Source organism: Kitasatospora sp. NPDC057936 (assembly GCF_042887525.1).
Taxonomy (GTDB): domain Bacteria; phylum Actinomycetota; class Actinomycetes; order Streptomycetales; family Streptomycetaceae; genus Kitasatospora.
In genome coordinates this window covers 44,184-64,952 of sequence record NZ_JBHVPD010000061.1, presented here as the reverse complement: position 1 = coordinate 64,952, position 20,769 = coordinate 44,184, and the positions used below count along the sequence as shown (strand labels likewise).

Genomic DNA, 20,769 nt, shown 5'->3' with positions numbered 1-20,769 from the left:
GGGGGGGGGGGGGGGGGGGCGCCGGCCCCCCGCCCCGGCCGGCCCCCGGGGGCCCCCGGCCCCCGCCCCCGGGGGTGGGGCTCCCCGGGCCGGCTCGGCCCGTCCACCACCACTCCGCTCATCGCCCGGTCACGCCGCAGCCACCACCGTGGTCACCAGCGCAGCCACGACCGTGGTCGCCATCGCGGTCACTAGCGCGGTCACCAGCGCGTGCGCCACTCCCTCGGGCCGAACGCCCCGAGGCGTCGCCCGGGATCGTCGGCCGGCCGCCACCGGCGTGACCTGCGCGGCCGGCCGCCGACCAGGATCGCCGCCAGCCCCAGCAAGATCAGCAGCCGCGCCGGGCCGGAGCCCAGCCAGCCGGCGCCGAACAGGAGTCCGCCGGCGGCCCAGAGGCCGATCGAGTACACCAGCGCCCGCGTGCCGTGGCGCTCCCGGAGCCGGAGCGCGCGCCGGGTGCCCCGGGCCGCCCGCATCCGGGCCGGTGGGGCGGCCCCGGCCGGCGCGGAGCGCCGCACCGCCGGGAGGTCGGCCGTGACGTGGCGCAGCGCCTCGTGGGTCTCGGCCGCGAAGGTGTCGTCCAGGCGCGTCTCCAACTCGGCCTTGGTCAGCAGGCTCCGGCTGAACTGCTCGCACAACTGGGCTGCCACCGCCTCGCGTTCGGCCTCGGAGATCCAGTCGCGGCGGGATCCGGTCGTCATGTTCCCTCGCTCTCCGCTCGTTCAGTGGACGGGTTCTGCGTGGATGGGTTCTGCGTGGGCGGGTGTTGCGTGGACGTGCTGTCGGCGCCGTTCCGTCGGGCCCGTGTCGTCAGCGGACGCCGTCGGGCTCGGGTGTGCTCGCCGCGGCGGTGTTGCGGGGACCGGGGATCCGGGCCGGGCACGGGCGGCCCGGCCACCACAGCCGCGGGCCGATGTCCAGCGCGAGGGCCGGCACCAGGAGGGTGCGCACCACGAGGGTGTCCAGCAGCACGCCCACCGCGACCAGGACGCCCAGTTGCAGCATGCCGACCGACGGCAGGACCCCGAGTGCCGCGAACGTGGCGGCCAGGATGAGGCCGGCGCTGGTGATGACCCCGCCCGTCACGGCGAGCGCGCGCACCACGCCGCGGGAGTGGCCGATCCGGGCGGTCTCCTCGCGGGCCCTGGTCATCATGAAGATCGTGTAGTCGACCCCCAGCGCGACGAGGAAGAGGAAGCCCATCAGCGGCAGCGACTCGTCCGAGTGCGGGTGCCCGAGGGCGCGGAAGAGCAGGACGGAGGCGCCGAGCGCCGCGCCGAAGGACAGCACCACGCTCGCCAGGAGCAGCACCGGCGCCACCAGGGAGCGCAGGAGCACCATCAGGACGAGCAGGACGACGGCGAGCACCAGCGGCATCACCAGCCGCTCGTCGTGCGTGGTGGTGTCGGCGACGTCCAGGCTCTGGGCCGTGCTGCCGCCGATCAGCGCCCCGGGGTCCGCCGTGTCGTGCACGGCGGTGCGGATGTGCCCGACGGTGGCCTCGGCGGCCTTGCTGCCGGGCGGATCGCTGAGCAGGGCCTGGATGCGCAGCCGGTCGCCGGAGGTCTGGGCGGGCGAGACCGCGGCCACCCCGGGCAGGCCGTGGACGGCGGCCGTCACCTGCTCGGCCCTGGCCGCGTCGGCGTAGATGTCCAGCGGCGCGGAGGAGCCGGCCGGGTAGTGCGCGGCGAGGACGGTCTGGCCGGTCACCGACTCGGGCTTGCCGGTGAAGGCCTCGCTCGGGGAGAGCCCGGAGTGCAGGCCGAGCGCACCGATCGCGCACGCGGCGAGGGCCACCGCGCTGGCCAGCCAGACCGGGCGGGGCCGGCGGGCGACGGCGGCGCCGACCCGGCCCCACGGGCCGGACTCCGGCTCGCCCGGGCCCGTCCACACCGGGCGCGGGACGAACGGCCAGAAGAGCCCGCGGCCGAGGATCACCAGCAGCGCGGGCAGCAGCACGGTGATCGACACGAGGGCCACCACGATGCCGATCGCCGCCACCGGGCCGAGCCCGCGGGTCGAGTTCATCCGCGCGGCCAGCAGGCAGAGCAGACCCAGCGTCACGGTGGTCGCGGAGGCGACGACGGCCGGGAGCGTCCGCCGCAACGCGCTGCGCATGGCCTCGTGCCGGTCCTCGTGGCGGCGCAGCTCCTCGCGGTAGCGGGCGATCAGCAGCAGGGCGTAGTCGGTGCCCGCGCCGAAGACCAGGACGGTCAGGACGCTGGTGCTCTGCCCGGTGACCACCAGGCCGGCGTGCTTGACCAGCAGGTACACCACGGCGTTGGCCAGCGACGAGCTGATGCCCACGGTCAGCAGCGGCACCAGCCAGAGCACCGGGCTGCGGTAGGTGACGATCAGCAGGATCGCCACCACCGCGACCGTGGTGAGCAGCAGCGGGCCGTCGACGCCGCCGAAAACGGCGGACTGGTCGGCGGCGGCGCCGGCCGGGCCGGTCACCTGGACGTCGAGCCCGGCCGGGGCGTCGGCGTGGGCGTCGTGCCGGATGGCCTTGACGTCGTCGACGAGCCGGGTGAACCCGTCCGCGCCCTGCATGGTGAGCGGGACGGTGAGCAGTAGGGCCCGGCCGTCCCCGGACGGGGAGAGCGGGGGCGGCGTGCCGCCGTAGCGGGCGAAGGCGGCGCGGTCGCGCTCGGCCTTGCCGGTGTCGTCGGCGGTGATGCCGCCGGGGCGGGAGTAGACGATGCTGGCCGGCAGCACGTCGCCGATGCCGAAGTGGTCCCGCCCCGTCTCCAGGGCCTTGGTCGACTCCGCGCCCCTGGGGAGCCACTGGGTGATGTCGTTGCTCTGGGCGCCGATCAGCTGGGCGCCGAGGGGTGCGGCCACGCCGGCGAGCAGCAGCCACAGGACCAGGACCAGCCACTTGGAGCGGGCGCCGGCCGGCAGGAGAGCGAGCTTCTTGAGCAGGGCTGAGCTTTTGAGCAGGGGCATGGCAGGGCTCCTCAGCTGCTCTGCGGGGCGGCGTGGGCGGGGGCGCTGGGGGCCTCGGGCGGCTCCTCGGCGCCCCAGCCGCGCTGTTCGAGCGTGATGTCCTTGAGGAAGACCGCCGCGGCGAGCCCGGCGAGGAGGACGAACCCGGCGATCAGGAAGACCGGGCTGAGCGCGTGGGCGTAGGCCTGCGCCAGGCCGTGCCGGACGGTGTCGGGCAGCCGGCGCAGCGCCTCGGGTGAGATGCCGCCGTTGGCGGCGATGCCGTTCGCGGCGCCGTCCGGGACGTACGTCGGGATCTCGTGGGTGAGGCGGCTCGTGAGGACGGTCGCGAAGATCGAGACGCCGAAGGAGGTGCCGAGCATCCGGCTGAAGGTGACGGTGGAGGTGGCGGCGCCCAGGTCCGCGCGGGGCGCGGCGTTCTGCACCGCGACCACGACGACCTGCTGGGACAGGCCCGCCCCGACGCCGAGCAGGAACATGTAGAGCCCGGACAGGAAGCGGCTGGTGTCGGCCGTCATGGTGGACATCAGGAAGGCCGCGACGGCGGAGACCAGCATGCTGGCGGCCGGGTACCACTTGTAGCGGCCGGACTTGGCGACCGCGCCGCCGACGCCGAAGGACGCGAGCATCAGCCCGAACATCATCGGGAGCAGCAGGAGGCCGGAGTTGGTGGCGCCGGCGCCCGCGGAGATCTGCAGGTAGAGCGGGAGGAAGAAGACCAGGCCGAAGCCGGTCAGCCCGCCGACGAAGGCCACGGCGTTGCAGATGTCGAAGGTGGAGTCGCGGAACAGGCCGAGCGGGATGACCGGTTCGGCGGCCGAGCGCTCCACGACGACCCAGCCGACCAGCAGCGCCACGCCGCCCACCGCGAGGCCGACGGTGGTGGGGGAGCCCCAGGCGTAGGTGCTGCCGGCCCAGTTGGTGAGCAGGACGAGGCACACCAGCGCGCCGGAGAGCAGCAGCATCCCGAGGTAGTCGATCCGCGGCCGCTCGGGGCGGCGGGCGCTGCGCAGGTAGAGGGCGACCAGGACGAGGGCGGCCGCGCCGATCGGCAGGTTGACGTAGAACACCCAGCGCCAGGTGACGTGTTCGGCGAAGAAGCCGCCGGCGATCGGCCCGCCGACCGCGGACAGCGCGAAGACGCCGGCCGAGTACCCCTGGTACTTCGCCCGCTCGCGCGGGCCGAAGAGGTCCCCGGTGAGGGCGAACATGGCGGCCATCACGCCGCCCGCGCCGATGCCCTGCAGGACGCGGAAGGCGATCAGCTGGCCCATCGTCTGGGCGGCCCCGCAGGCGGCGGAGCCGGCGAGGAAGACGACGGTGGAGACGACGAAGACCTGCTTGCGGCCCAGCAGGTCGCCGAGCTTGCCGGCCAGCGGCATCACGGCGCTGGAGGCCAGGATGTAGGCCGCGCCGACCCAGGCGATGGAGCTCAGGCCGCCGAGGTCGCCGACGATCGTGGGCAGCGCGGTGGCCACGATCGAGGAGTCCAGGGTGGCCATGAGCATCGCGAGGAGCAGGCCGAAGTAGACGATCATCACCTGCCGGTGGGGCATGGCGCCCTCGCCGGGCGCGGGGGAGGAGGTGCTGGTGGTGTCGGGCTCGGTTGACATGGCAACCCCTATGCTTTTAGCAACTATGTGACTCGTGAACATAGATGCCAGAAGAAAGTATGTGCGTTGAGCATAGATCTGCCTTCTGCACGTGTCAACGCGTATATTTGTGCCATGACCAGAGCCGCCGAGACCCCCGCCAGCACCCGTCGCCCGGACACCGCCGCGCCGGACCCGGCCCTGACCGCCATCGAGCGGGCCATGGTCCGGATCCGCCGCAACCAGACCAGGCGGTCCCTGGGCAAGCTGGTGACCGCGCAGCTGGGCCGGGACGTCGACCTGTCGCACAGCGTCGTGGTGGACGCGGTCGAGGAGGAGCCCGACCACCCCGGCCAGGAGGTCACGGTCGGCCTCGTCGCCGAGCGCCTGGCCGTCGACCCCTCGCGGGCGAGCCGCCTGGTGGCGGCGAGCGTGGAGGCCGGCTACGTCCGCCGGGTCGCCTCCCAGGCCGACAGCCGGCGCATCTGCCTGGAGCTGACGGAGGAGGGCCGGGAGCTGGCCGCCCTCTCGCACCGGGTGCGCCAGGAGTACTTCGGCACCATCACGGACGGCTGGACGGTGCAGGAACGTTCCGACTTCGCCCGGCTGCTGACCAAGTTCGCGGGCCTGCCCGAGGCGGAGTGAGCGCGAGGCCGTCGGAGGGGTGACGCGGACGGGCCCGGACGCGGCAGGGGAGCGCGTCCGGGCCCGAGTCCGAGTCGGACGGGGTCAGCCCCCCGTCCGGCCACGGACCTCCTCGATGTGGGAGACCCCGCTGCTGCCGTCGGACCGCCGCCACTCCTCGCGGAGGCGCAGCCGCCCGTCCGGCAGCCGTTCCGGCTTGCTCGTGCACTCCCCGGCGACCACGCCGCCGTCCGCGAGCACCTGGCAGTAGGCGAGCCGCAGCGCGCCGTCGGGGCCGCAGGTGCCGACGAGGCGGCCGGTGAGCACCTTCCCGCCGCGGAACTCGGCCCAGACGAGGTCGCCGAGCTGGTGGTAGTGGCCGACGGGGGACTCCCCGGCGGCCGCGGTCTCCGGCGAGCCGCCCGGGTCCGCCGAGAAGAAGCGGTTGTTGTAGTCGATCCGCGCCCCGGTCACGGCCCTCACGCCCCCGTCGCCGGGGCGATGGCGAACGCCGGGCGGAAGACGTTGTCCGGGTCCAGCCGCCGCTTGAGCGCCGCGAGCCGCTGGTGCCCCCGCTCCCCGTACGTCCGGACGGCCCGCGCGGTGTCCGAACCCTCCGGGTCCGACAGGTAGTTGACGTAACCGTCGCCGGACGTGCCCCAGGGCTCGGCGGCCCGCGCCACCGACCTGGCCCACGCGATCCGCTCGGGGTCGGCGTCGGCCGCCTCCCAGATGGCCATGCCCGTGACGTTGAACCGCGCGGTGCGCCAGCCCACCGCGGACGGCCGCTCGGGCTCCCGCCGCACCGCCCCGCCGAACGCCTCCAGGTAGACGGTGTCGTTGAACTCCCCGCGCCAGCGCCCGGCGTGGAACCGCTCGACCAGCGCGGCGATCAGCTCGTCCGGCAGCCCGTCGGTGCAGCGCGCGCTCCAGTAGTGGCGCAGCCCGTACGGGAGACGGCCGAGGAACTGCTGCATCGACAGGTACGGGCGCCGCTCGACCTGCCAGTCCAGCACCTCCGGTTCGCGCAACTGCTTGTCGAGCAGCGCGGGGTAGCCGGGGTCGGTGCCGCTGTAGCAGACGCTCAGGACGGCGGCGGGCTCCTGCGCGGGCCCGAACCGCTCCAGCAGCAGGATGCAGACCAGTCCGTCGGGGCCTTCGGTGCCGAGCCGCCGGAACAGCTCGACCGCCCGGGTCATCTCGTGCGCCGGGTAGGCGACCGTGCCGCCGTGGACGGTGGTGACCGGGTGCAGCCGGAACACGAACTCGTCGACGACGCCGAAGTTGTGCCCGGCGCCGCGCAGCGCCCAGTCCAGCTCGGGGTCGGTGTCGGCGTCGACGGCCAGGCGGTCGCCGTCGGCCGTGACCAGCGAGTACTCCAGGACGTTGTCGCAGGAGAGCCCGTAGCGGCCCATCAGGTGCCCGATCCCGCCGCCGAGGGTCAGCCCGCCGACGCCGGTGGTGTCGAACGTGCCGCCGGTGACGGCCAGTCCGTGCCGGGAGGCGGCCGCGTCGAACTGGGCCCAGGTCGCGCCGCCCTGCACCCGGGCCGTGCGGCGGTGCGGGTCGATCCGGACCCGGTCCAGCAGCCGCAGGTCGATCACCACGCCGTCGTCCACGCCGGCCGTCCCGGCGATGTTGTGCCCGGCGCCGCGCACCGCGAGCGGCAGGCCGGCCTCGCGGGCGAGCTGCACGACCCGGCGCAGCTCCTCACGGTCGCAGGGCAGCACGATCAGCCGCGGGCGGCGGTCGTGCATGCCGTTGAAGAGCTGCCGGGTGGCGTCGTAGCGGGGGTGGCGCGGGTCGATCACGCGCTCGGGGCACACGGTTTCGAGGGCCCGCCGCAGCGTGCTGGTCATGACAGCTCCAGGAGGTCGTCGAGGTCGTCGCGGTAGCCCGGCACCCGCAGGTCGCGGGCGGCCCGGCGGCTGGCCGCCAGGGCGCACTTGGCGGCGCCGCCGCTGCCGCCGGTGAAGGTGTGGACGGCCGGGTCGGTGGTGGCGCGCAGCTCCAGCAGGCCCGACGGGCTGTAGCAGTCGGCGGCCACCACGGTGCGCCGCACCCGGCCCAGCCGCAGGCCGGGCAGCCGCAGGAGGGCGAGCAGTTCGGTCTCCCGGCGCAGGTCGGGGAGGGGGCGCAGCGGTTCGGCGTGCTCGTCCCAGCAGTCGGTGGGCACGCCGAGCAGCACGTCGCCGCGGCCGTGCGGGCGCCCGTACAGCCCGGTGGTCCCGTCGACGAAGCACGGCGGGCGGCGGCCGCCGGCCCGGTGGACGGTGTACTGGACGAGCTTGCCGCGCAGCCGGGTGGGCTCGCGGTGGTCCAGGCCGCTCTGGCGCAGCAGCGGCCCGGTCCGCCGTCCGGCGGCCAGGACGGTGAGGTCGCAGGAGAGCGTGCCGCCGGGCAGCCGTACCGAACCGGGGCCGACGGCCAGGGCCGGGCCCGCGACGGTGCGCCCGCCGTGGTCGAGGAGGTCGCGGAGCAGGCCGTGGCGCAGCGCGTCCGGGCTGAGGTAGCCGGCGTGCCGTTCGGCGAGGTAGTGGGCGTCCGGGGGGCCGGTGATCCCGTACCGTTCGGCGGCGCCGGCCGCGGTCAGCTGCTCGGCCGAGCCGGGCAGCCGGTCCTCGACGAGGTCCAGCAGGGCGGTGGGCGGGGGGTCGTCGGTGAGGTACAGCGAGCCGGTCTCGCGGTACTCGGCGAGGGCGGCGAGGGCCGGGTCGGCGCGCAGTTCGGCGAGGCTCTCGGCGGCGAGCCGGCAGGCGGCCGGGTCCGGCTCGAAGCCGCGGACCAGGCCGCCGGAGGCGGCGGTGGCCTCGCCGGGCGGGGTGGCGGCGGTGATCAGGCACACGTCGGTGCCCGGTGCGCCGCGCCGCAGCCGCCAGGCGAGCAGGGTGCCGGCCAGGCCCGCGCCGATGATGCAGATCCGCACGGCCGCCTACCGTTCCGGGGCCGGGCCGCGGCCGGTGAGCGCGTCGAGCAGCCGCCGGGCGCGGGCGTCCAGGGGGTGGGTGTCAGGAGCGCCGGCGGCGAGCGGCAGGAGGCAGCGGGCGGCGAGCGCGGGGTCGAACGTCTCGGGGCGCAGGGCCTGTTCGGCCCGGGCGAGGTCGGCGTCGGCGAGGGGCCCGCCGGGGTCGGGGTGCCGGGGCGGGCGGTGCTCGGCGAAGGCCGCGTAGCCGGCCGCGGTGAAGTTGCTCGGGAAGGGGGCGGGGCGGTCCCAGTTGAGGAAGAGCCGGAGGGTCTCCGGGTCCTCGGTGGTGAGCAGCTCGTGGGCCCAGACGGCGTGGTCGCGGCTGGTGGAGAACTTGAGCCCGTCGAGCCGGTAGAACTCGTTGACCACCAGGCCGGACAGGACGGACCGCCAGGGCGCGCCGGCGGCGACGGCCAGGGCGGGGAAGACGGCGGCGTAGTAGAAGGCGTTGTCGATCCCGAGGAACGGCCACAGACCGCCCAGCCCGCCCCAGGCGGCGCCGAGTTCGGTGAGGCGGCGGGCGTCCGGGTCGAGCCGGCGCCCGATCAGGTCGAGGTAGGACAGGCCCATCTCGACCCAGACGTCGAGCCGGTTGCCGCCGACCAGTTCGATCCCCCAGTCGGTGGGGTAGCTCACCGGGACGTCCGGCAGCCCCTCGTCCAGCAGCCGCGTGAGCAGGGCGCGGACCCGGGCGGGGAGCACCGCGGCGGACCAGATCCGGGTCAGCGCCTCCCGGTGGTCCTCCAGCGCGAGGACGGGCCCCCGGTGGCGCACCGTGCGGGGTGCGCCACCGCACCCGCACCGCGGGTCGCGCAGCTGCGCGGCGGTGGCGAAGCCGCCGCACGCCTCGCAGGTGCCGCCGCCCATCGGCTCGCCGCAGGCCGGGCAGCCGCCGCCGACGTAGCCGTGGTGCAGGGTGCGTCCGCAGTCCTCGCAGAGCAGCATCGGCCACTCCGCCTCGGGCAGCAGCCCGGCGGTGACCATTTCGACGCAGAGCCGGGCCACCCGGGCGCGGTGGTTGCGGTCGGTGCGCGGGGTGGTGAAGACGTCGTGCTCGATCCGGGCGGCGGTGAGCGAGGCGCGGATCAGCGCGCCGAACTCGTCGACGAGCTCGTCGGGTTTGCGGCCGAGCTGCTCGGCCCTGGCGACGACGTAGTTCTGGTGGTCGTCGGTGCCGCAGACGGTCAGCACCCGCTCGCTGCGGGCGCGCGCGGCGCGGGCGGCGACGTCGGCCGCGAGGTAGGGGCCGGAGAGGTGGCCCAGGTGCAGCGGGCCGTTCGGGGTCGGGGGCGGGCTGAGCAGCACCACCGGGCGGGCGGTCACGACCGGTCCCCGTCCGCCGCGCCAGGCAGCCAGTAGATGCTGAGGATGGTCAGCGGGTCCGTCTCGGAGCGGTTGTGGATGACGTGCCGCTCCTCGGGGTCGAGCAGCACGGCGGTGCCGGCCGGGGCCGCCGTGGTGCCGGACCCCTCGACCTCGAACTCGGCCCGGCCGGTGACCACCACCGCCAGTTCCGTCTCCGGGTGGCCGTCCCGCGCGCTCGACGAGCCGGGGCCCACCAGGCACCACATCGCGTCGAACGGCAGCCGCGCCGACTCGGCGTACTGCGTCCAGCGCCCGATCCGTATCCCGTACTCCGCGGAGAGCTCCGCCGAGTCGCAACTGAGCCTGCGCACAGTCGTCAACCCCTCATCGTCGTCCGGTGGTTGTTCGCGTGGTCCAGGGTGGTGGCCGGGCCTCGGAGCGGGCTGGGGGCCGGCTGGTGGCGGGCTGACGGACGTCCAGGCCGGTTCGATCCCGCCTGGAGGGCGCCCGCCTACCGTGGCGGCCATGGATGTCGGAGTCGTGCCGGTGCCCTGGGCACCGCGTCGGATGGTCGCCCTCGCCCCGGACCGGGTGCGGGGCTGGCGGGTCAAGCGGTACGGCATCTCGGCCACCCGGCCGAGGCCCCCCGCCCACGTGATCGAGGCCGCCCGCCGGGCGGTCGAACGCAGCCTGCCGGAGGCGTATCCGGAGGCCTTGAGCTGCGCCTTCAGCGTGCTGCACGAGGACGAGGACGGCTGCTACGTCGTCGTCGCCTGGTGGAGCCCCAACCGGCTGATCCTGCACTCCCGGACGTGGATCTCCGCGTGGGCCGACCCGGCCGACTGGCGGCCGGCCCCCGGTGCGGCCACCGCGTGCATCTGGGAGCTGGTGGCGATGGGGGCGGAGCGGGACGCCTGGGTGCGCCACGTGGTGCGCCCGGACGTCCCCGACCTCGACGGCTACCTGGCGGCCACCGTCAGCGGCGAGTTCTGAGGAGGACGGACATGACCCTCGCCGCCCTCCTCGCCCTCGGCGTGCTGCTGCGGAGGCTGCCCGCGGGCCGCCGGGCGATCGACCGCGCACTGGCCGCGATCGCCCGGCGGTCCGGAGCGGGAGCCCGGCTCAGGAGCGCCCAGCCGGAACGATCTTCGCCACCGCCGCAATGACCTCCGCCCACACGTCGAGCGCGCCCTCCCGCCACGGGTCGGGCGGCTCGACGATGGCGTGGTCGACCCCCAGCTCGGCGAGCCGCTCGAAGCGCTCGACCGCGCCGGCCGGGGAGTAGGCCCCGCCCCCGCCGGTCCGGGTGAGCGCGCCCGTGCCGAGCGTGGTCTTCTCGATCTCGCCGTACGGCCGCCCGGCCTCCTCGCAGCGCTGCCGCAGGACGTCGAACTGCTCGCGGATCACCTCGGTCGGCTTGAGGTGGGCGTTGCGCCGCATCGGGTGCTGCGGCGGCAGCGTCGCCAGCTTGTCCTTGATGAGCTCGGGGTCGGGCAGCTCGTAGACGTTGCAGGCGTCCGCGTACCGGGCGACCAGGCCGAAGGTCTTGCGCCGGCCCTGGCCGCCGATCAGCACCGGCGGGTGGGGCCGCTGCGGCGAGTTGGGCTCGTTGCGCGGCTCCTCCAGCCGGTAGTGCCTGCCGAGGAACGGCTCCTCGTTGCCCGCCCACATGTGCTTGGCGAGCCGCACGGTCTCCTCCAGCCGCTCGAACCGCTCGGCCCGCGGGACCACCGGGATGCCCAGGCCGCGCTGCTCCTCCTCGTACCAGGCGGCGCCGATGCCGAAGTACATCCGGCCGCCGGAGAGCGCGTCGAGGGTGCTGACGGTCTTCACCAGGACGCCGGGGTGGCGGTTCACCACGCCGGTGACGAGGGTGCCGAGGCGGATCCGCGAGGTCTGCCCGGCGACGAAGCCCAGCGTGGTGTACGCCTCCGGGCACGGGCCGGCCGGGCCGCGGTTGAGCGGGGTCTGGAAGAAGTGGTCCATCACCCAGAGGCTGTCGAAGCCGACCTCCTCCGCGGTCCGCGCGATCCGCCCGAGCGTACTGCCGATGTTCTCCGGCGAGCCCGGCCAGCCGAAGTTGGTGATGTTGATGCCGAGGCGCACGCGCCACCTCCTTTGGTCAGGACGTCATGGAAGCGATGGGCCAGTCGAGTTGGCGCAGCGCCGCGTCGACAAAGCTCCACTCGTACCGGGTGGCGATCGCGAAGTTCCGCTCCAGCCTGGCGAGTTCCAGGGCCGAGCAGCTGCGCCCCAGGTCGTCGACGAGGGCCAGGAAGCCGTCCAGGACCTCCCGGTAGTCCTCGCCCGGGTGCAGCGCGGAGACCCAGGAGGCGTAGCGGCCGCCGGGGTCGTGGCGCTCGCGCAGGTCGTCGGCGATGCTCAGGTAGAACCAGGAGCAGGGCAGCAGCGCCCCGACCCCCTCGGCCAGCGAACCGGCGCTCGCCGCGCCGAAGAACGACGTGTACGCGTGGGTGGCCGGATCGGCCGGCCGGGTGCGCCAGGAGTCGTCGCCGTCGGCGGCCAGCTCGCCCGCCATCAGGTCGTACCCGAGGGCCATGGCCTGGCGGGCCTCCAGGGTGCCGACCGCCATCCGGGTCAGCACCAGGGCGTGGTCGTGGTCGTGGGCCAGCGCGGCGCAGCGGGCCAGGGCGCGGCCGTACGCCGGGAGCAGGAAGTCGGCGTCCTGCCGGGCGAAGTGCAGCAGTGCCCCGCCCGGCAGGGAGCCGTCGCGCAGGCCGGCGAAGAACGGGTGCTCCCGGACGGCGTCCAGCAGCGGCGCGCCCGCGGCGCCCAGCCGTTCGTGCAGCTTCCCGGTCATCGGAGTTTCGGACATCGGAGTCTGGGCCATCAGTCGAACCACTCACCCTGCTTCATGCCGAAGAACGCGTTGCCGCGGAGCTTCAGCTTGCCGGTGACGAAGGCCTTCTGGCCGGAGAGCTTGCCGGTGGCCATCAGCAGCATGTCGACGACCTTGACGCCGATGACGACGTCGGCGTCCTCCCGGGTGCCCTTGCCGACGGTGCACGCGCCGTCGGCGACCACCAGGTGGTACTCCTGGACGCCGCCGGCGGTGGCCACCTCGTACTGGAAGATCCCGCTCTCGCCGCCCGCCTTGGCCGGGTTGAACGTCGAGGCCAGCTGCTCGTACACGGTGTCCAGCGCGGCCGGGACACCGCCGGGCAGTCCGGCGAGCCTCCCCTCCACCTGGTCCTTGGGCGTGGCGTCCACCAGCGCGACCAGTTCCTTGAACCGGGTCTCCAGCTCGGACATTGTCGAACTCCTCTCGTTTGACATGGGATCGGGTGTTTCAGTCGCGGGCGAGGACGCGGGTGAGCGCGGCGACCAGCCGGTCGCCGTCCGGGTCCGCGCCGGTGCGGCTGCGCCAGGCGACGAAGCCGTCCGGGCGGACCAGCACCGCGCCGTCGTCGCGCACGCCGTGCCGCTCGGCCCACTGAGCGGTCGGCACGTCGAGGTCGAACCCGGCCAGGTAGAAGTCGAGTTCGACGTCGAGCTCGTCGCACGCGCGGAGCACGGAGGCCGCCCAGGTGGCGCCGGAGCGGCCGGCCACCAGGGCGAAGTTCCGCCCGTACAGGTCGAGGGTGGAGGTGCCCGCGCCGGTCGCCAGGTGCGGGGCGCGGGTGCCGGGCTGGGCCGAGAGGCGGCCGGTCTCGACCGCGGGCAGCCCGTCGTCGGCGCCGTCGGCCGGGTCGGGGACGACGGCGCCCGAGCGGTAGCGGTAGCCCAGGATGACGGACCACCAGTCCCACAGCCGCATGCCGTCGACCTCGTCGGACGCCGTGGTGCCGGTGCGCCAGACCATCTGCGCCATGGCCTGCTCCATGGTGAACTCGGAGACCGCGCGGCGCTCGGCGTCGTAGCTCTCCAGCAGCCCGGGGCCGGCCTCGCCCTTGACCACGGCGGCCAGCTTCCAGGCGAGGTTGTGGGCGTCCTGGATGCCGGTGCTGCCGCCGAACGCGCCGGTCGGCGGCACGATCCGGGCGGCGTCGCCGGCCAGCAGGACCCGCCCGTGGACGAACCGCTCGGCGCAGTACGCCCCGATCGCGAACGGCAGCACCTCGGTGCCGTCCGGCAGCTGGGGCACCAGCCGGCCGTCGAGCTCCGGCAGGCCGACCGCCTCCCGGAACAGCTCCAGGCAGCGCTCGGCCGGGTAGTCGGCGACCGTCTCGCCCTTGCGGGGCTCGAAGGGCACCCCGAAGCACCAGCGGTTCTTCCCGTCGTGCGGGAAGATCACCGTGCCCTGCCGCGGGCTGCCCAGGTAGGCGAAGCCGAAGCGGCGGCCCGCGACGACCTCCTCGATGTCGGCCTCGACCACCATGGAGAGAGTGTCGAGCAGCACCCCGGGGCCCTCCACCGGGATGTCCAGCAGGCGCCGCACGGTGCTTCGCTGGCCGTCCGCCGCCACCACGTAGGCGGCCTCCACGGTGTACTCGGCGGCGCCCGCGGCCTCGCGCACCCGCGCCGTGACGCCGTCCGGGCGCGGGGTGAGGGCGGTCAGCTCGACGCCGTAGCGCACGTCGGCGCCCAGCTCGCGGGCCCGTTCGCGCAGGATGACCTCCAGCCGGTCCTGGTCGATCGGGCACCACTCGGTCGGGCTGACACCGTCCGCGGAGCCGGTCGCCAGGTCGACGAAGTCGACGTCCCGGTCGGCCAGGGTGCGGGCCATCAGCATCCGCGAGGAGTCGGCGTCGGAGGCCACGATGCCCTCGCCCCGGGCGGCGAAGAGCCGCTCCTCCAGACCGGCCTGACGGAACACCTCCACCGAGCGGGCGTTGATCCCCCGGGCCCGGGGGTGCACCAGTTCCTGCGGATGGCGCTCGACCAGGACCGGGCGCAGCCCGTGCCAGGCCAGGAACACGGCCGCGGTCAGGCCTGCCATCCCGGCGCCCACGATCAGTACGTCGGTCCGGTTGTCGGGCCGGTTGTCGGGCATCTCGTCTACCTCCAGGTGCCGTTGGGCGGGGGAGCGGGGACCGGTCGGTCCGGGGCGGTCCGGGCGGGTCAGGCCCACAGGGTGTGGACCTGCTCGTCGCGGATGCTGAAGACCGACCGGTCCAGCAGGGAGTTGATGATCACGGCGCTGCGCACCGAGAGCAGGCTGAGGTTGGGGTCGACCACGCCGTGGCTGGACTGGGCGCGGTTCTGGGCGAAGATCCGGTTGGTGTCGCCGTGCTTCCAGCGCAGCGAGTAGTCCGCCTCGATGACCGGCTCCTCGCCCGGTGCCAGGTCGAGCAGTTCGGGGTCCAGCGGCAGCGGCGCGGGCCGCCGGCCGGTGGCCAGCACGACGTGCCGGGCCGAGTGCTGCTCCTGGCCGCCGCCCAGCCGGCGGCAGCGCAGGACCACCGAGCCCTGCCGCTCGACGGCCCCGACCACGTCCCGGCCGGGCAGCATCATCACCGGGGAACGTCCCTCGGCCAGCCGGATCTCGTAGTTGACCTGGTACAGCTCCTGCAGCGTGGCCATCGAGACGCCGTCGCTGGTGAGGATCTGGTTCGTCGCGATGCTGTCGCGCACGTGCGCCGGCAGGCTCTGGAAGTGGCGCACGTATGCGGGCCGGTAGAAGTCGTTGGCGGGCGGCGAGTCGTCCATCGGCGCGAACCACGGCCGCCGGCCGATCCAGCGGATCTCCCGCAGCCCGAGCCGCAGCAGCGAGAGCACCGCCTCGGCGCCGGTCTGGCCGCCGCCGATCACCACGGCCGTCTCGTGCGGTCCGGGCCGGCAGCCGGTGAAGTGCCCGGTGAGCTCCTCGGCGAGCAGGACGCCGTGCGGGCCGGGGAGTTCGAAGCAGTCCGGCACGTACGGGCGGGTGCCGAGGCCGAGCACCAGGTGGTCGGCGGTGGCCACCGGGCGGTCCCCGGAGCCCAGGACGAAGACGCCGTCGAAGGAGATCGCGGTGATGTCGACGCCGTACCGGATGGTGCCCAGCTCACCACTGGCCCAGGCCAGGTACCGGTCGTACTCCAGCCGGGGGATCGCCTCGAACTGGGCGTTCAGGAAGGCGTAGATCCGCCCGGTGGTGACCAGGTAGTTGAGGAAGGAGAAGCGGTTGCGCGGATCGACCAGGGTGACCAGGTCCTTCACCCAGGAGGTCTGCAGCCGGGCCCCCGGGTGCATCAGCTCGGGGTGCCAGGCGTGCGAGCCCCGCCGGTCGAAGAGCGCCACCGCCCCGGGAACGGTGCCCTCGGCGAGGGCGGCGAAGCTCAGGTTGGCCGGGCCCGCGCCGATGCCCGCGACCGCGAAGTGCGGGAGCCCGGCGGGCCGGCTGGTGGAAGTCGCCACGGTTGAAGCCTCTTTACGTGAGGGTGAGGTGGCCCTGCGGTACTGCCGGGGACAGCGTTCCGGCTGCCGGTAGAGGAGTCCTCGAAACGCTCTGAGCCCCGGACGCGCCCGCCGGACGTTCAGGCGGGCTCGATCCACCCGAGAGGGCGGCTCCCCATGCTGTGTCGCGGCACCGACCGGGGACGTCGCGACCGAGGGGATCCGCATGACTTGCATCGCCGGGTGGGTGGGGCTGGGGCCCGACTCGGACCGGAGGACGGCGGGCGTGGCCGCGATGGCCGCCGCGATGACGCCCGGGGGCCCGCCGGCCCACGGGACCTGGACCGACGGGAACGCCCTGCTGGCGTTCCCCGGCCCACCGGGGGCCCGCCCGGCCGCCCTGGTCGAGGACGGCGAGGTGACGGCCGTGATCGCCTTCGCCGGCACGCTGTACGGGCCCGAGGGCGTGCGCCGGGTGCTGGACGCCCGTGGCCACCGGCCCCGGTCCGGCGGCGACCCGGAGACCGTGCTCCACGCCTACCGGGAGTGGGGCGCCGACTGTCCGGTCCGGCTGGACGGCGCCTTCGCGTTCGCGCTGTGGGACGTCCGCCGCCGCCGGCTCCTGCTGGCCAGGGACCGCCTCGGCGTGCGGCCGCTGCACTACGCGCGGCTCGGCGACGAACTGGCCTTCGCCTCGGAGCCGAAGGCCCTGCTCGCCGGGGAGGCGGTCGACCCGGCGGCGGACGCGGACAGCCTGCGCGAGCTGTTCACCCAGATCAAGACCCCCGGCCGCAGCGTCTTCCGGGGCGTCGACGAGGTCCGTCCGGGCCACGTCGTGGAACTGGCCGACGGGTGGCTGACCGAGCGCGCCTACTGGCGGCTGCAGAGCCGCCCGCACCCCGACGACCGGGACACCACCGTCGCGACCGTGCGCCTGCTGCTGTCCGACGCGGTGAACCGGATGCTGCCCGAGGAGCCCACGCCTTGCGTGCTGCTCTCCGGCGGCCTCGACTCGGGCGCGGTGGCCGCGCTGGCCGCCCGCACCTCGGCGGAGCGCGGGGCCAAGCCGCTGCTCACCGCCACCGGCACCTTCCTCGGCCACGCCGAGAACTTCCGCCCCGACCACGTGCGCGCCACCGCGGACGCCCCGTACGCGGCCGAACTGGCCCGCCACCTGGGCTCCGAGCACGTCGACGTGGTGCTCGGCACCGCCGACCTGGCCGACCCGGCCGGCCGCCTGGCGGTGCTGCGCGCCCAGGACCGGCCGACGCCGTTCGCCGAGATGGACGTCGCCGCCCACCTGCTCTTCGCCGCCGTGCGCGAGCGCGCCGGCGTCGTGCTCTCCGGCGAGGCCGCCGACGAGCTGTTCGGCGGCTTCCCGTGGATGCACGACCCGGAGCTGGTGCGCACCGGCCACTTCCCGTGGGTGGCGTACGAGCGCTCGCACGAGCAGTCCAGGGACGGGCTCGGGCTCGGCCTGTTCGACCGCGGGCTGCTGCGCGGCCTGGACCTGGCCGGGTTCGGCGCCGACAGCTACCGCCAGGCGATCGGCGAGGTGCCGCGGCTGGACGGCGAGAACGCGGCCGAGCGCCGCATGCGCGAGCTGTGCCACCTGCACCTGACCCGATGGCTGCCGCGCCTGCTGGACCGGGACGACCGGCTGAGCCGGGCGGTGGGGCTGGACGCCCGGATGCCGTTCTGCGACCACCGCCTGGTCGAGTACGCCTTCAACGTGCCCTGGCGGATGAAGTCCTTCGACGGGCGCGAGAAGAGCCTGCTGCGGGCGGCCGTCGCCCCGCTGCTGCCGCGGTCGGTCGCCCAGCGGCGCAAGAGCCCGTTCCCGGTCAACCAGGACCCGGCGTACGCGCGGATGCTCCAGCGCGAGCTGGCCGCCGTGCTGCGCGACCCGGCCGCCCCGGTGGCCCCGCTGCTGGACGGCGCGGCGGCCCGCGCGGCGGCCGGCGCCGAATGGCCGGGCGGGTCGGACTGGCTGGCCCGCACCAACATCGAGTTCGCACTCCAGCTCAACACCTGGCTGGCCGAGTACCGCGTACAGCTTGCCGTCTGACGATCCGTCAGTCGGACCACCGGAGAAGGAGAGGCCATGACTTCAACCCCTGCGGGCGAGCCCGGGAAGGTCGCGTTCGCGGACGTCCCGCCGAACCGGCGGCGCGGCGGCGACCTGCGCGTCCTGCTCAGCCCGAGGACGTGCGCGGCCACCGCCGGCTTCCTGGGCGCGGGGTCGCTCATGCCCGGCGAGTTCGTCAGCGAGCACTACCACCCGTACTCCGAGGAGTACTTCTACATCGTCGGCGGCCGGATGACGCTGCTCCTGGAGGGGCGGCCGATCGAGCTGGTGGCGGGGGACTCGTTCATGATCCCCAAGGGGCTGCGGCACCGGATGGACAACCATGGCGACGAGGAGATGTTCGCCGTGTTCTTCCTCGGCCCGCTCGCCCCCAAGCCCGAGCTCGGCCACGTGGACACCGAGGAACTTCCCTCCTCCGGCGGCGAGTTGCCGCAGGTCGGAGCCGTGACCTCATGACCGGGCGCCGCGTCGTGGTGACCGGCATCGGGGTCATCGCACCCAAGGGCGTCGGCACCGGCGCGTTCTGGGACACCCTGACGGCCGGGCGCACCGCCACCCGCCGCATCACCCACTTCGATCCGTCGGACTTCCGCTGCCAGGTCGCCGCCGAGATCGACTTCGACCCGCTGGCCTGCGGCCTTTCCCCGCAGGAGGCCCGCCGTCTGGACCGGGCCGGCCAGTTCGCGCTGATCGCCGCCCGCGAGGCGCTCGCCGACAGCGGCCTGGCCGGCGGCGCACCCGACCCGGGCCGGGTCGGCGTCTCGCTGGGCAACGCGATCGGCTGCACCGAGCTGATGGAGCGCGAGTACGTGGTGCTCAGCGACGGCGGCAGCAAGTGGCTGGTGGACCCGCAGTACGCCGTCCCGCACCTGTACGACGTCATGGTCCCCAGCTCGATGGCGGCCGAACTCGCCTGGGCCTGCGGCGCGGAGGGCCCGGTGGGCCTGATCTCCACCGGCTGCACCTCGGGCATCGACGCGCTGGGCCACGCCTTCGAGCTGGTCCGCGAGGGCAGTGCGGACGTGATGCTCGCGGCCGGCACCGACGCACCGGTCTCCCCGGTCACGGTCGCCTGCTTCGACACCCTGCGCGCCCAGTCCACCGCCAACGACGACCCCGAACACGCCTGCCGTCCCTACGACCTCAACCGCAAGGGCCTGATCCTGGGCGAGGGTTCGGCGGTGATGGTCTTCGAGGAACTGGAACACGCCCGCAAGCGCGGCGCGTCCATCTACTGCGAGGTGGCCGGCTACGCGAGCCGCGCCAACGGCTACCACATGACCGGCCTCAAGCCGGACGGCCGGGAGATGGCCGAGGCGATCCGGGCCGCGCTCGACCAGGCCCGGGTCAACCCGCAGGAGATCGACTACGTCAACGGGCACGGCTCCGGCACCCGGCAGAACGACCGGCACGAGACCGCGGCCTTCAAACGCGCCCTGGGCGCGCACGCCTACCGGGCCCCGGTCAGCTCCATCAAGTCGATGATCGGGCACTCGCTCGGCGCGATCGGCGCCATCGAGGTGGCCGCCTGCTGCCTGGCGATCGAGCACGACGTCGTGCCCCCGACCGCCAACCTGGAGACGCCGGACCCGGAGTGCGACCTGGACTACGTCCCGGTCACCGCCCGGGACCAGCGGACCGACGTCGTGCTCAGCGTCGGCAGCGGTTTCGGCGGGTTCCAGAGCGCGATCGTGCTGGCCGACGAGGGGAGGGTGCTCCGATGACCGCGGAACCGGACAGACGCGCCGTGGTGACCGGCCTGGGCGTCGTCGCGCCGACCGGGATCGGCGTGAAGACGTACTGGGCCAACACCCTCGACGGCCGCAGCGGGCTGGCGCCGATGACCCGGATGGACCCGACCGGCTACCCGATCAAGGTCATCGGCGAGGTGCCGGGCTTCGACCCGTACGCGCTGCTGCCCAGCCGGGTCGTCGTGGAGACCGCGCTGATGACCCAGTTCGGCCTGGTCTGCGCCGAGGAGGCCCTGCTCGACGGTGAGCTGGATCCCAAGGAGCAGCCCGAGTACCAGATGGGCGTCGTCACCGCCAACGCCACCGGCGGCGCCGAGTTCGGCCAGCGGGAGATGCAGAACCTCTACTCCAAGGGGCCCTCGCAGGTCGGCGCCTACATGGCGATCGCCTGGTTCTACGCGGCCAACTCGGGCCAGATCTCGATCCGGCACGGCATGCGCGGGCCGAGCGGCGTCTTCATCACCGACCAGGCCGGCGGGCTGGACTGCGTGGGCCAGGCCCGGCGCACGATCCGGGGCGGCACCACCTTCGTCCTGTCCGGCGGCACGGACTCCTCGTTCTCCCCCTCCGGCCTGGTCGGGCAGATCCCGCCCGGCCTGGTCAGCCGCAGCACCGACCCCGCCCGGGCCTACCTGCCCTTCGACGCCGAGGCCTCGGGCTACGCGCCCGGGGAGGGCGGGGCGATCCTCCTGGTCGAGGAGGCGGAGTCGGCCCGCGCCCGCGGCGTGCGCCCGTACGGCGAGATCGCGGGCTACGCCACCGCCTTCGACCCGCACCCGGCCACCGGGCGCGGGCCCAACCTGCGCCGGGCCATCGAGGGGGCGCTGGCCGACGCCCGGTGCGCGCCGGCCGACGTCGACGTGGTCTTCGCCGACGGCTACGGCGTCCCGGCGCTGGACCGGCTGGAGAGCCGGGCGCTCGCCGAGGTGTTCGGCCCCGCCGGGGTGCCGGTCACCGTGCCCAAGACCACCACCGGCCGCCTCTACGCGGCCGGCCCGACGGTCGACCTGGTGGCGGCGCTGCTGGCGGTGCGCCACGGCGTCGTCCCGCCGACCGTGAACGTCACCGCGCCCTCCCCGGACTGCCCGGTCGACCTGATCCTGGGCGACCCCAGGGAGGCGGCGGTGCGCACCGCGCTCGTGATCGCCCGCGGCCACAACGGCTTCAACGCCGCGGTCGTCGTCCGGGCCGTGTGAACAGGCCCTGCGCGAACGG

The 20,769-nt window shown here is 74.6% G+C and carries 19 protein-coding genes; 6 read left to right on the top strand and 13 right to left on the bottom strand.

Annotated elements, in window-relative coordinates:
- Nucleotides 1-200: 200 nt before the first annotated feature.
- From ACFVU9_RS28190 to ACFVU9_RS28180, 3 genes are all read right to left on the bottom strand, one after another.
- Nucleotides 201-701 (bottom strand): DUF1707 domain-containing protein, encoded by a 501-nt coding sequence (locus ACFVU9_RS28190; protein WP_387598052.1) that lies wholly within the window; start codon nucleotides 699-701, stop codon nucleotides 201-203.
- Nucleotides 702-810: 109 nt separating this feature from the next.
- Nucleotides 811-2,949 (bottom strand): MMPL family transporter, encoded by a 2,139-nt coding sequence (locus ACFVU9_RS28185; protein ID WP_387598049.1) that lies wholly within the window; start codon nucleotides 2,947-2,949, stop codon nucleotides 811-813.
- An 11-nt stretch (nucleotides 2,950-2,960) separates the two neighbouring features.
- Nucleotides 2,961-4,562 carry an MDR family MFS transporter gene (locus tag ACFVU9_RS28180; RefSeq protein WP_387598047.1) on the bottom strand — a complete coding sequence of 534 codons (1,602 nt, stop codon included), beginning with the start codon at nucleotides 4,560-4,562 and terminating at the stop codon, nucleotides 2,961-2,963.
- Between the two features lie 114 nt (nucleotides 4,563-4,676).
- Here ACFVU9_RS28180 and ACFVU9_RS28175 point away from each other — a divergent pair, with 114 nt between their 5' ends.
- Nucleotides 4,677-5,186 (top strand): MarR family winged helix-turn-helix transcriptional regulator, encoded by a 510-nt coding sequence (locus ACFVU9_RS28175; protein ID WP_380497045.1) that lies wholly within the window; start codon nucleotides 4,677-4,679, stop codon nucleotides 5,184-5,186.
- An 84-nt stretch (nucleotides 5,187-5,270) separates the two neighbouring features.
- On the opposite strand, the gene ACFVU9_RS28170 is transcribed toward ACFVU9_RS28175, so the two are convergent.
- The 5 genes from ACFVU9_RS28170 to ACFVU9_RS28150 are packed head-to-tail and all read right to left on the bottom strand — an operon-like array spanning nucleotide 5,271 to nucleotide 9,806.
- Complete coding sequence (locus ACFVU9_RS28170; protein ID WP_380448980.1) at nucleotides 5,271-5,639, bottom strand: hypothetical protein; 369 nt, start codon at nucleotides 5,637-5,639, stop codon at nucleotides 5,271-5,273.
- A 5-nt stretch (nucleotides 5,640-5,644) separates the two neighbouring features.
- Nucleotides 5,645-7,024: an FAD-binding oxidoreductase gene (locus tag ACFVU9_RS28165; protein ID WP_380448981.1), complete on the bottom strand. Its 1,380-nt coding sequence runs from the start codon at nucleotides 7,022-7,024 to the stop codon at nucleotides 5,645-5,647.
- Nucleotides 7,021-8,091 (bottom strand): NAD(P)/FAD-dependent oxidoreductase, encoded by a 1,071-nt coding sequence (locus ACFVU9_RS28160; protein WP_387598043.1) that lies wholly within the window; start codon nucleotides 8,089-8,091, stop codon nucleotides 7,021-7,023. Before ACFVU9_RS28160 ends, ACFVU9_RS28165 begins: the two co-directional genes overlap by 4 nt.
- A gap of 6 nt (nucleotides 8,092-8,097) precedes the next feature.
- Nucleotides 8,098-9,453, bottom strand: a complete 1,356-nt coding sequence (locus tag ACFVU9_RS28155) for a class I tRNA ligase family protein (protein WP_387598041.1) — start codon at nucleotides 9,451-9,453, stop codon at nucleotides 8,098-8,100.
- Complete coding sequence (locus ACFVU9_RS28150; RefSeq protein WP_380448987.1) at nucleotides 9,450-9,806, bottom strand: cupin domain-containing protein; 357 nt, start codon at nucleotides 9,804-9,806, stop codon at nucleotides 9,450-9,452. Before ACFVU9_RS28150 ends, ACFVU9_RS28155 begins: the two co-directional genes overlap by 4 nt.
- A 154-nt stretch (nucleotides 9,807-9,960) precedes the next feature.
- Here ACFVU9_RS28150 and ACFVU9_RS28145 point away from each other — a divergent pair, with 154 nt between their 5' ends.
- A complete protein-coding gene (locus ACFVU9_RS28145; RefSeq protein WP_380500994.1) occupies nucleotides 9,961-10,428 on the top strand; it encodes a hypothetical protein in 468 nt (155 codons plus the stop codon).
- A gap of 129 nt (nucleotides 10,429-10,557) precedes the next feature.
- Here the strand turns inward: ACFVU9_RS28145 and ACFVU9_RS28140 are convergent, their stop codons facing one another.
- The 5 genes from ACFVU9_RS28140 to ACFVU9_RS28120 form a co-directional block, all read right to left on the bottom strand.
- A complete protein-coding gene (locus ACFVU9_RS28140; protein ID WP_387598037.1) occupies nucleotides 10,558-11,541 on the bottom strand; it encodes an LLM class F420-dependent oxidoreductase in 984 nt (327 codons plus the stop codon).
- 16 nt (nucleotides 11,542-11,557) lie between these two features.
- Complete coding sequence (locus tag ACFVU9_RS28135; protein WP_387598035.1) at nucleotides 11,558-12,256, bottom strand: TenA family protein; 699 nt, start codon at nucleotides 12,254-12,256, stop codon at nucleotides 11,558-11,560.
- 29 nt (nucleotides 12,257-12,285) lie between these two features.
- Nucleotides 12,286-12,708 (bottom strand): SCP2 sterol-binding domain-containing protein, encoded by a 423-nt coding sequence (locus tag ACFVU9_RS28130; protein WP_387598032.1) that lies wholly within the window; start codon nucleotides 12,706-12,708, stop codon nucleotides 12,286-12,288.
- Nucleotides 12,709-12,745: 37 nt separating this feature from the next.
- Nucleotides 12,746-14,389: an FAD-dependent monooxygenase gene (locus tag ACFVU9_RS28125; RefSeq protein WP_387598029.1), complete on the bottom strand. Its 1,644-nt coding sequence runs from the start codon at nucleotides 14,387-14,389 to the stop codon at nucleotides 12,746-12,748.
- 68 nt (nucleotides 14,390-14,457) lie between these two features.
- Nucleotides 14,458-15,735: a lysine N(6)-hydroxylase/L-ornithine N(5)-oxygenase family protein gene (locus ACFVU9_RS28120; protein WP_387598025.1), complete on the bottom strand. Its 1,278-nt coding sequence runs from the start codon at nucleotides 15,733-15,735 to the stop codon at nucleotides 14,458-14,460.
- 205 nt (nucleotides 15,736-15,940) lie between these two features.
- Between ACFVU9_RS28120 and asnB the strand changes: the two genes are divergently transcribed.
- From asnB to ACFVU9_RS28100, 4 genes are read left to right on the top strand one after another with little or no spacing between them, the layout of a single operon-like run.
- Nucleotides 15,941-17,782 carry an asparagine synthase (glutamine-hydrolyzing) gene (asnB, locus tag ACFVU9_RS28115; protein ID WP_387598022.1) on the top strand — a complete coding sequence of 614 codons (1,842 nt, stop codon included), beginning with the start codon at nucleotides 15,941-15,943 and terminating at the stop codon, nucleotides 17,780-17,782.
- 36 nt (nucleotides 17,783-17,818) lie between these two features.
- Complete coding sequence (locus ACFVU9_RS28110) at nucleotides 17,819-18,259, top strand: cupin domain-containing protein (protein ID WP_380444022.1); 441 nt, start codon at nucleotides 17,819-17,821, stop codon at nucleotides 18,257-18,259.
- A complete protein-coding gene (locus ACFVU9_RS28105; protein WP_380444024.1) occupies nucleotides 18,256-19,527 on the top strand; it encodes a beta-ketoacyl-[acyl-carrier-protein] synthase family protein in 1,272 nt (423 codons plus the stop codon). Before ACFVU9_RS28110 ends, ACFVU9_RS28105 begins: the two co-directional genes overlap by 4 nt.
- Nucleotides 19,524-20,750: a ketosynthase chain-length factor gene (locus ACFVU9_RS28100; RefSeq protein WP_387598018.1), complete on the top strand. Its 1,227-nt coding sequence runs from the start codon at nucleotides 19,524-19,526 to the stop codon at nucleotides 20,748-20,750. The genes ACFVU9_RS28105 and ACFVU9_RS28100 overlap by 4 nt, the downstream gene beginning before the upstream one ends.
- Nucleotides 20,751-20,769: the final 19 nt, after the last annotated feature.

Bases quoted from the DNA above. Each gene is read 5' to 3' on its own strand.
- ACFVU9_RS28185 (WP_387598049.1), bottom strand. From the start codon at position 2,949: ATGCCCCTGCTCAAAAGCTCAGCCCTGCTCAAGAAGCTCGCTCTCCTG.
- ACFVU9_RS28105 (WP_380444024.1), top strand. From the start codon at position 18,256: ATGACCGGGCGCCGCGTCGTGGTGACCGGCATCGGGGTCATCGCACCC.
- ACFVU9_RS28110 (WP_380444022.1), top strand. From the start codon at position 17,819: ATGACTTCAACCCCTGCGGGCGAGCCCGGGAAGGTCGCGTTCGCGGAC.
- ACFVU9_RS28175 (WP_380497045.1), top strand. From the start codon at position 4,677: ATGACCAGAGCCGCCGAGACCCCCGCCAGCACCCGTCGCCCGGACACC.
- ACFVU9_RS28190 (WP_387598052.1), bottom strand. From the start codon at position 701: ATGACGACCGGATCCCGCCGCGACTGGATCTCCGAGGCCGAACGCGAG.
- ACFVU9_RS28130 (WP_387598032.1), bottom strand. From the start codon at position 12,708: ATGTCCGAGCTGGAGACCCGGTTCAAGGAACTGGTCGCGCTGGTGGAC.
- ACFVU9_RS28180 (WP_387598047.1), bottom strand. From the start codon at position 4,562: ATGTCAACCGAGCCCGACACCACCAGCACCTCCTCCCCCGCGCCCGGC.
- ACFVU9_RS28145 (WP_380500994.1), top strand. From the start codon at position 9,961: ATGGATGTCGGAGTCGTGCCGGTGCCCTGGGCACCGCGTCGGATGGTC.
- ACFVU9_RS28135 (WP_387598035.1), bottom strand. From the start codon at position 12,256: ATGACCGGGAAGCTGCACGAACGGCTGGGCGCCGCGGGCGCGCCGCTG.
- ACFVU9_RS28100 (WP_387598018.1), top strand. From the start codon at position 19,524: ATGACCGCGGAACCGGACAGACGCGCCGTGGTGACCGGCCTGGGCGTC.
- asnB (WP_387598022.1), top strand. From the start codon at position 15,941: ATGACTTGCATCGCCGGGTGGGTGGGGCTGGGGCCCGACTCGGACCGG.
- ACFVU9_RS28165 (WP_380448981.1), bottom strand. From the start codon at position 7,024: ATGACCAGCACGCTGCGGCGGGCCCTCGAAACCGTGTGCCCCGAGCGC.
- ACFVU9_RS28125 (WP_387598029.1), bottom strand. From the start codon at position 14,389: ATGCCCGACAACCGGCCCGACAACCGGACCGACGTACTGATCGTGGGC.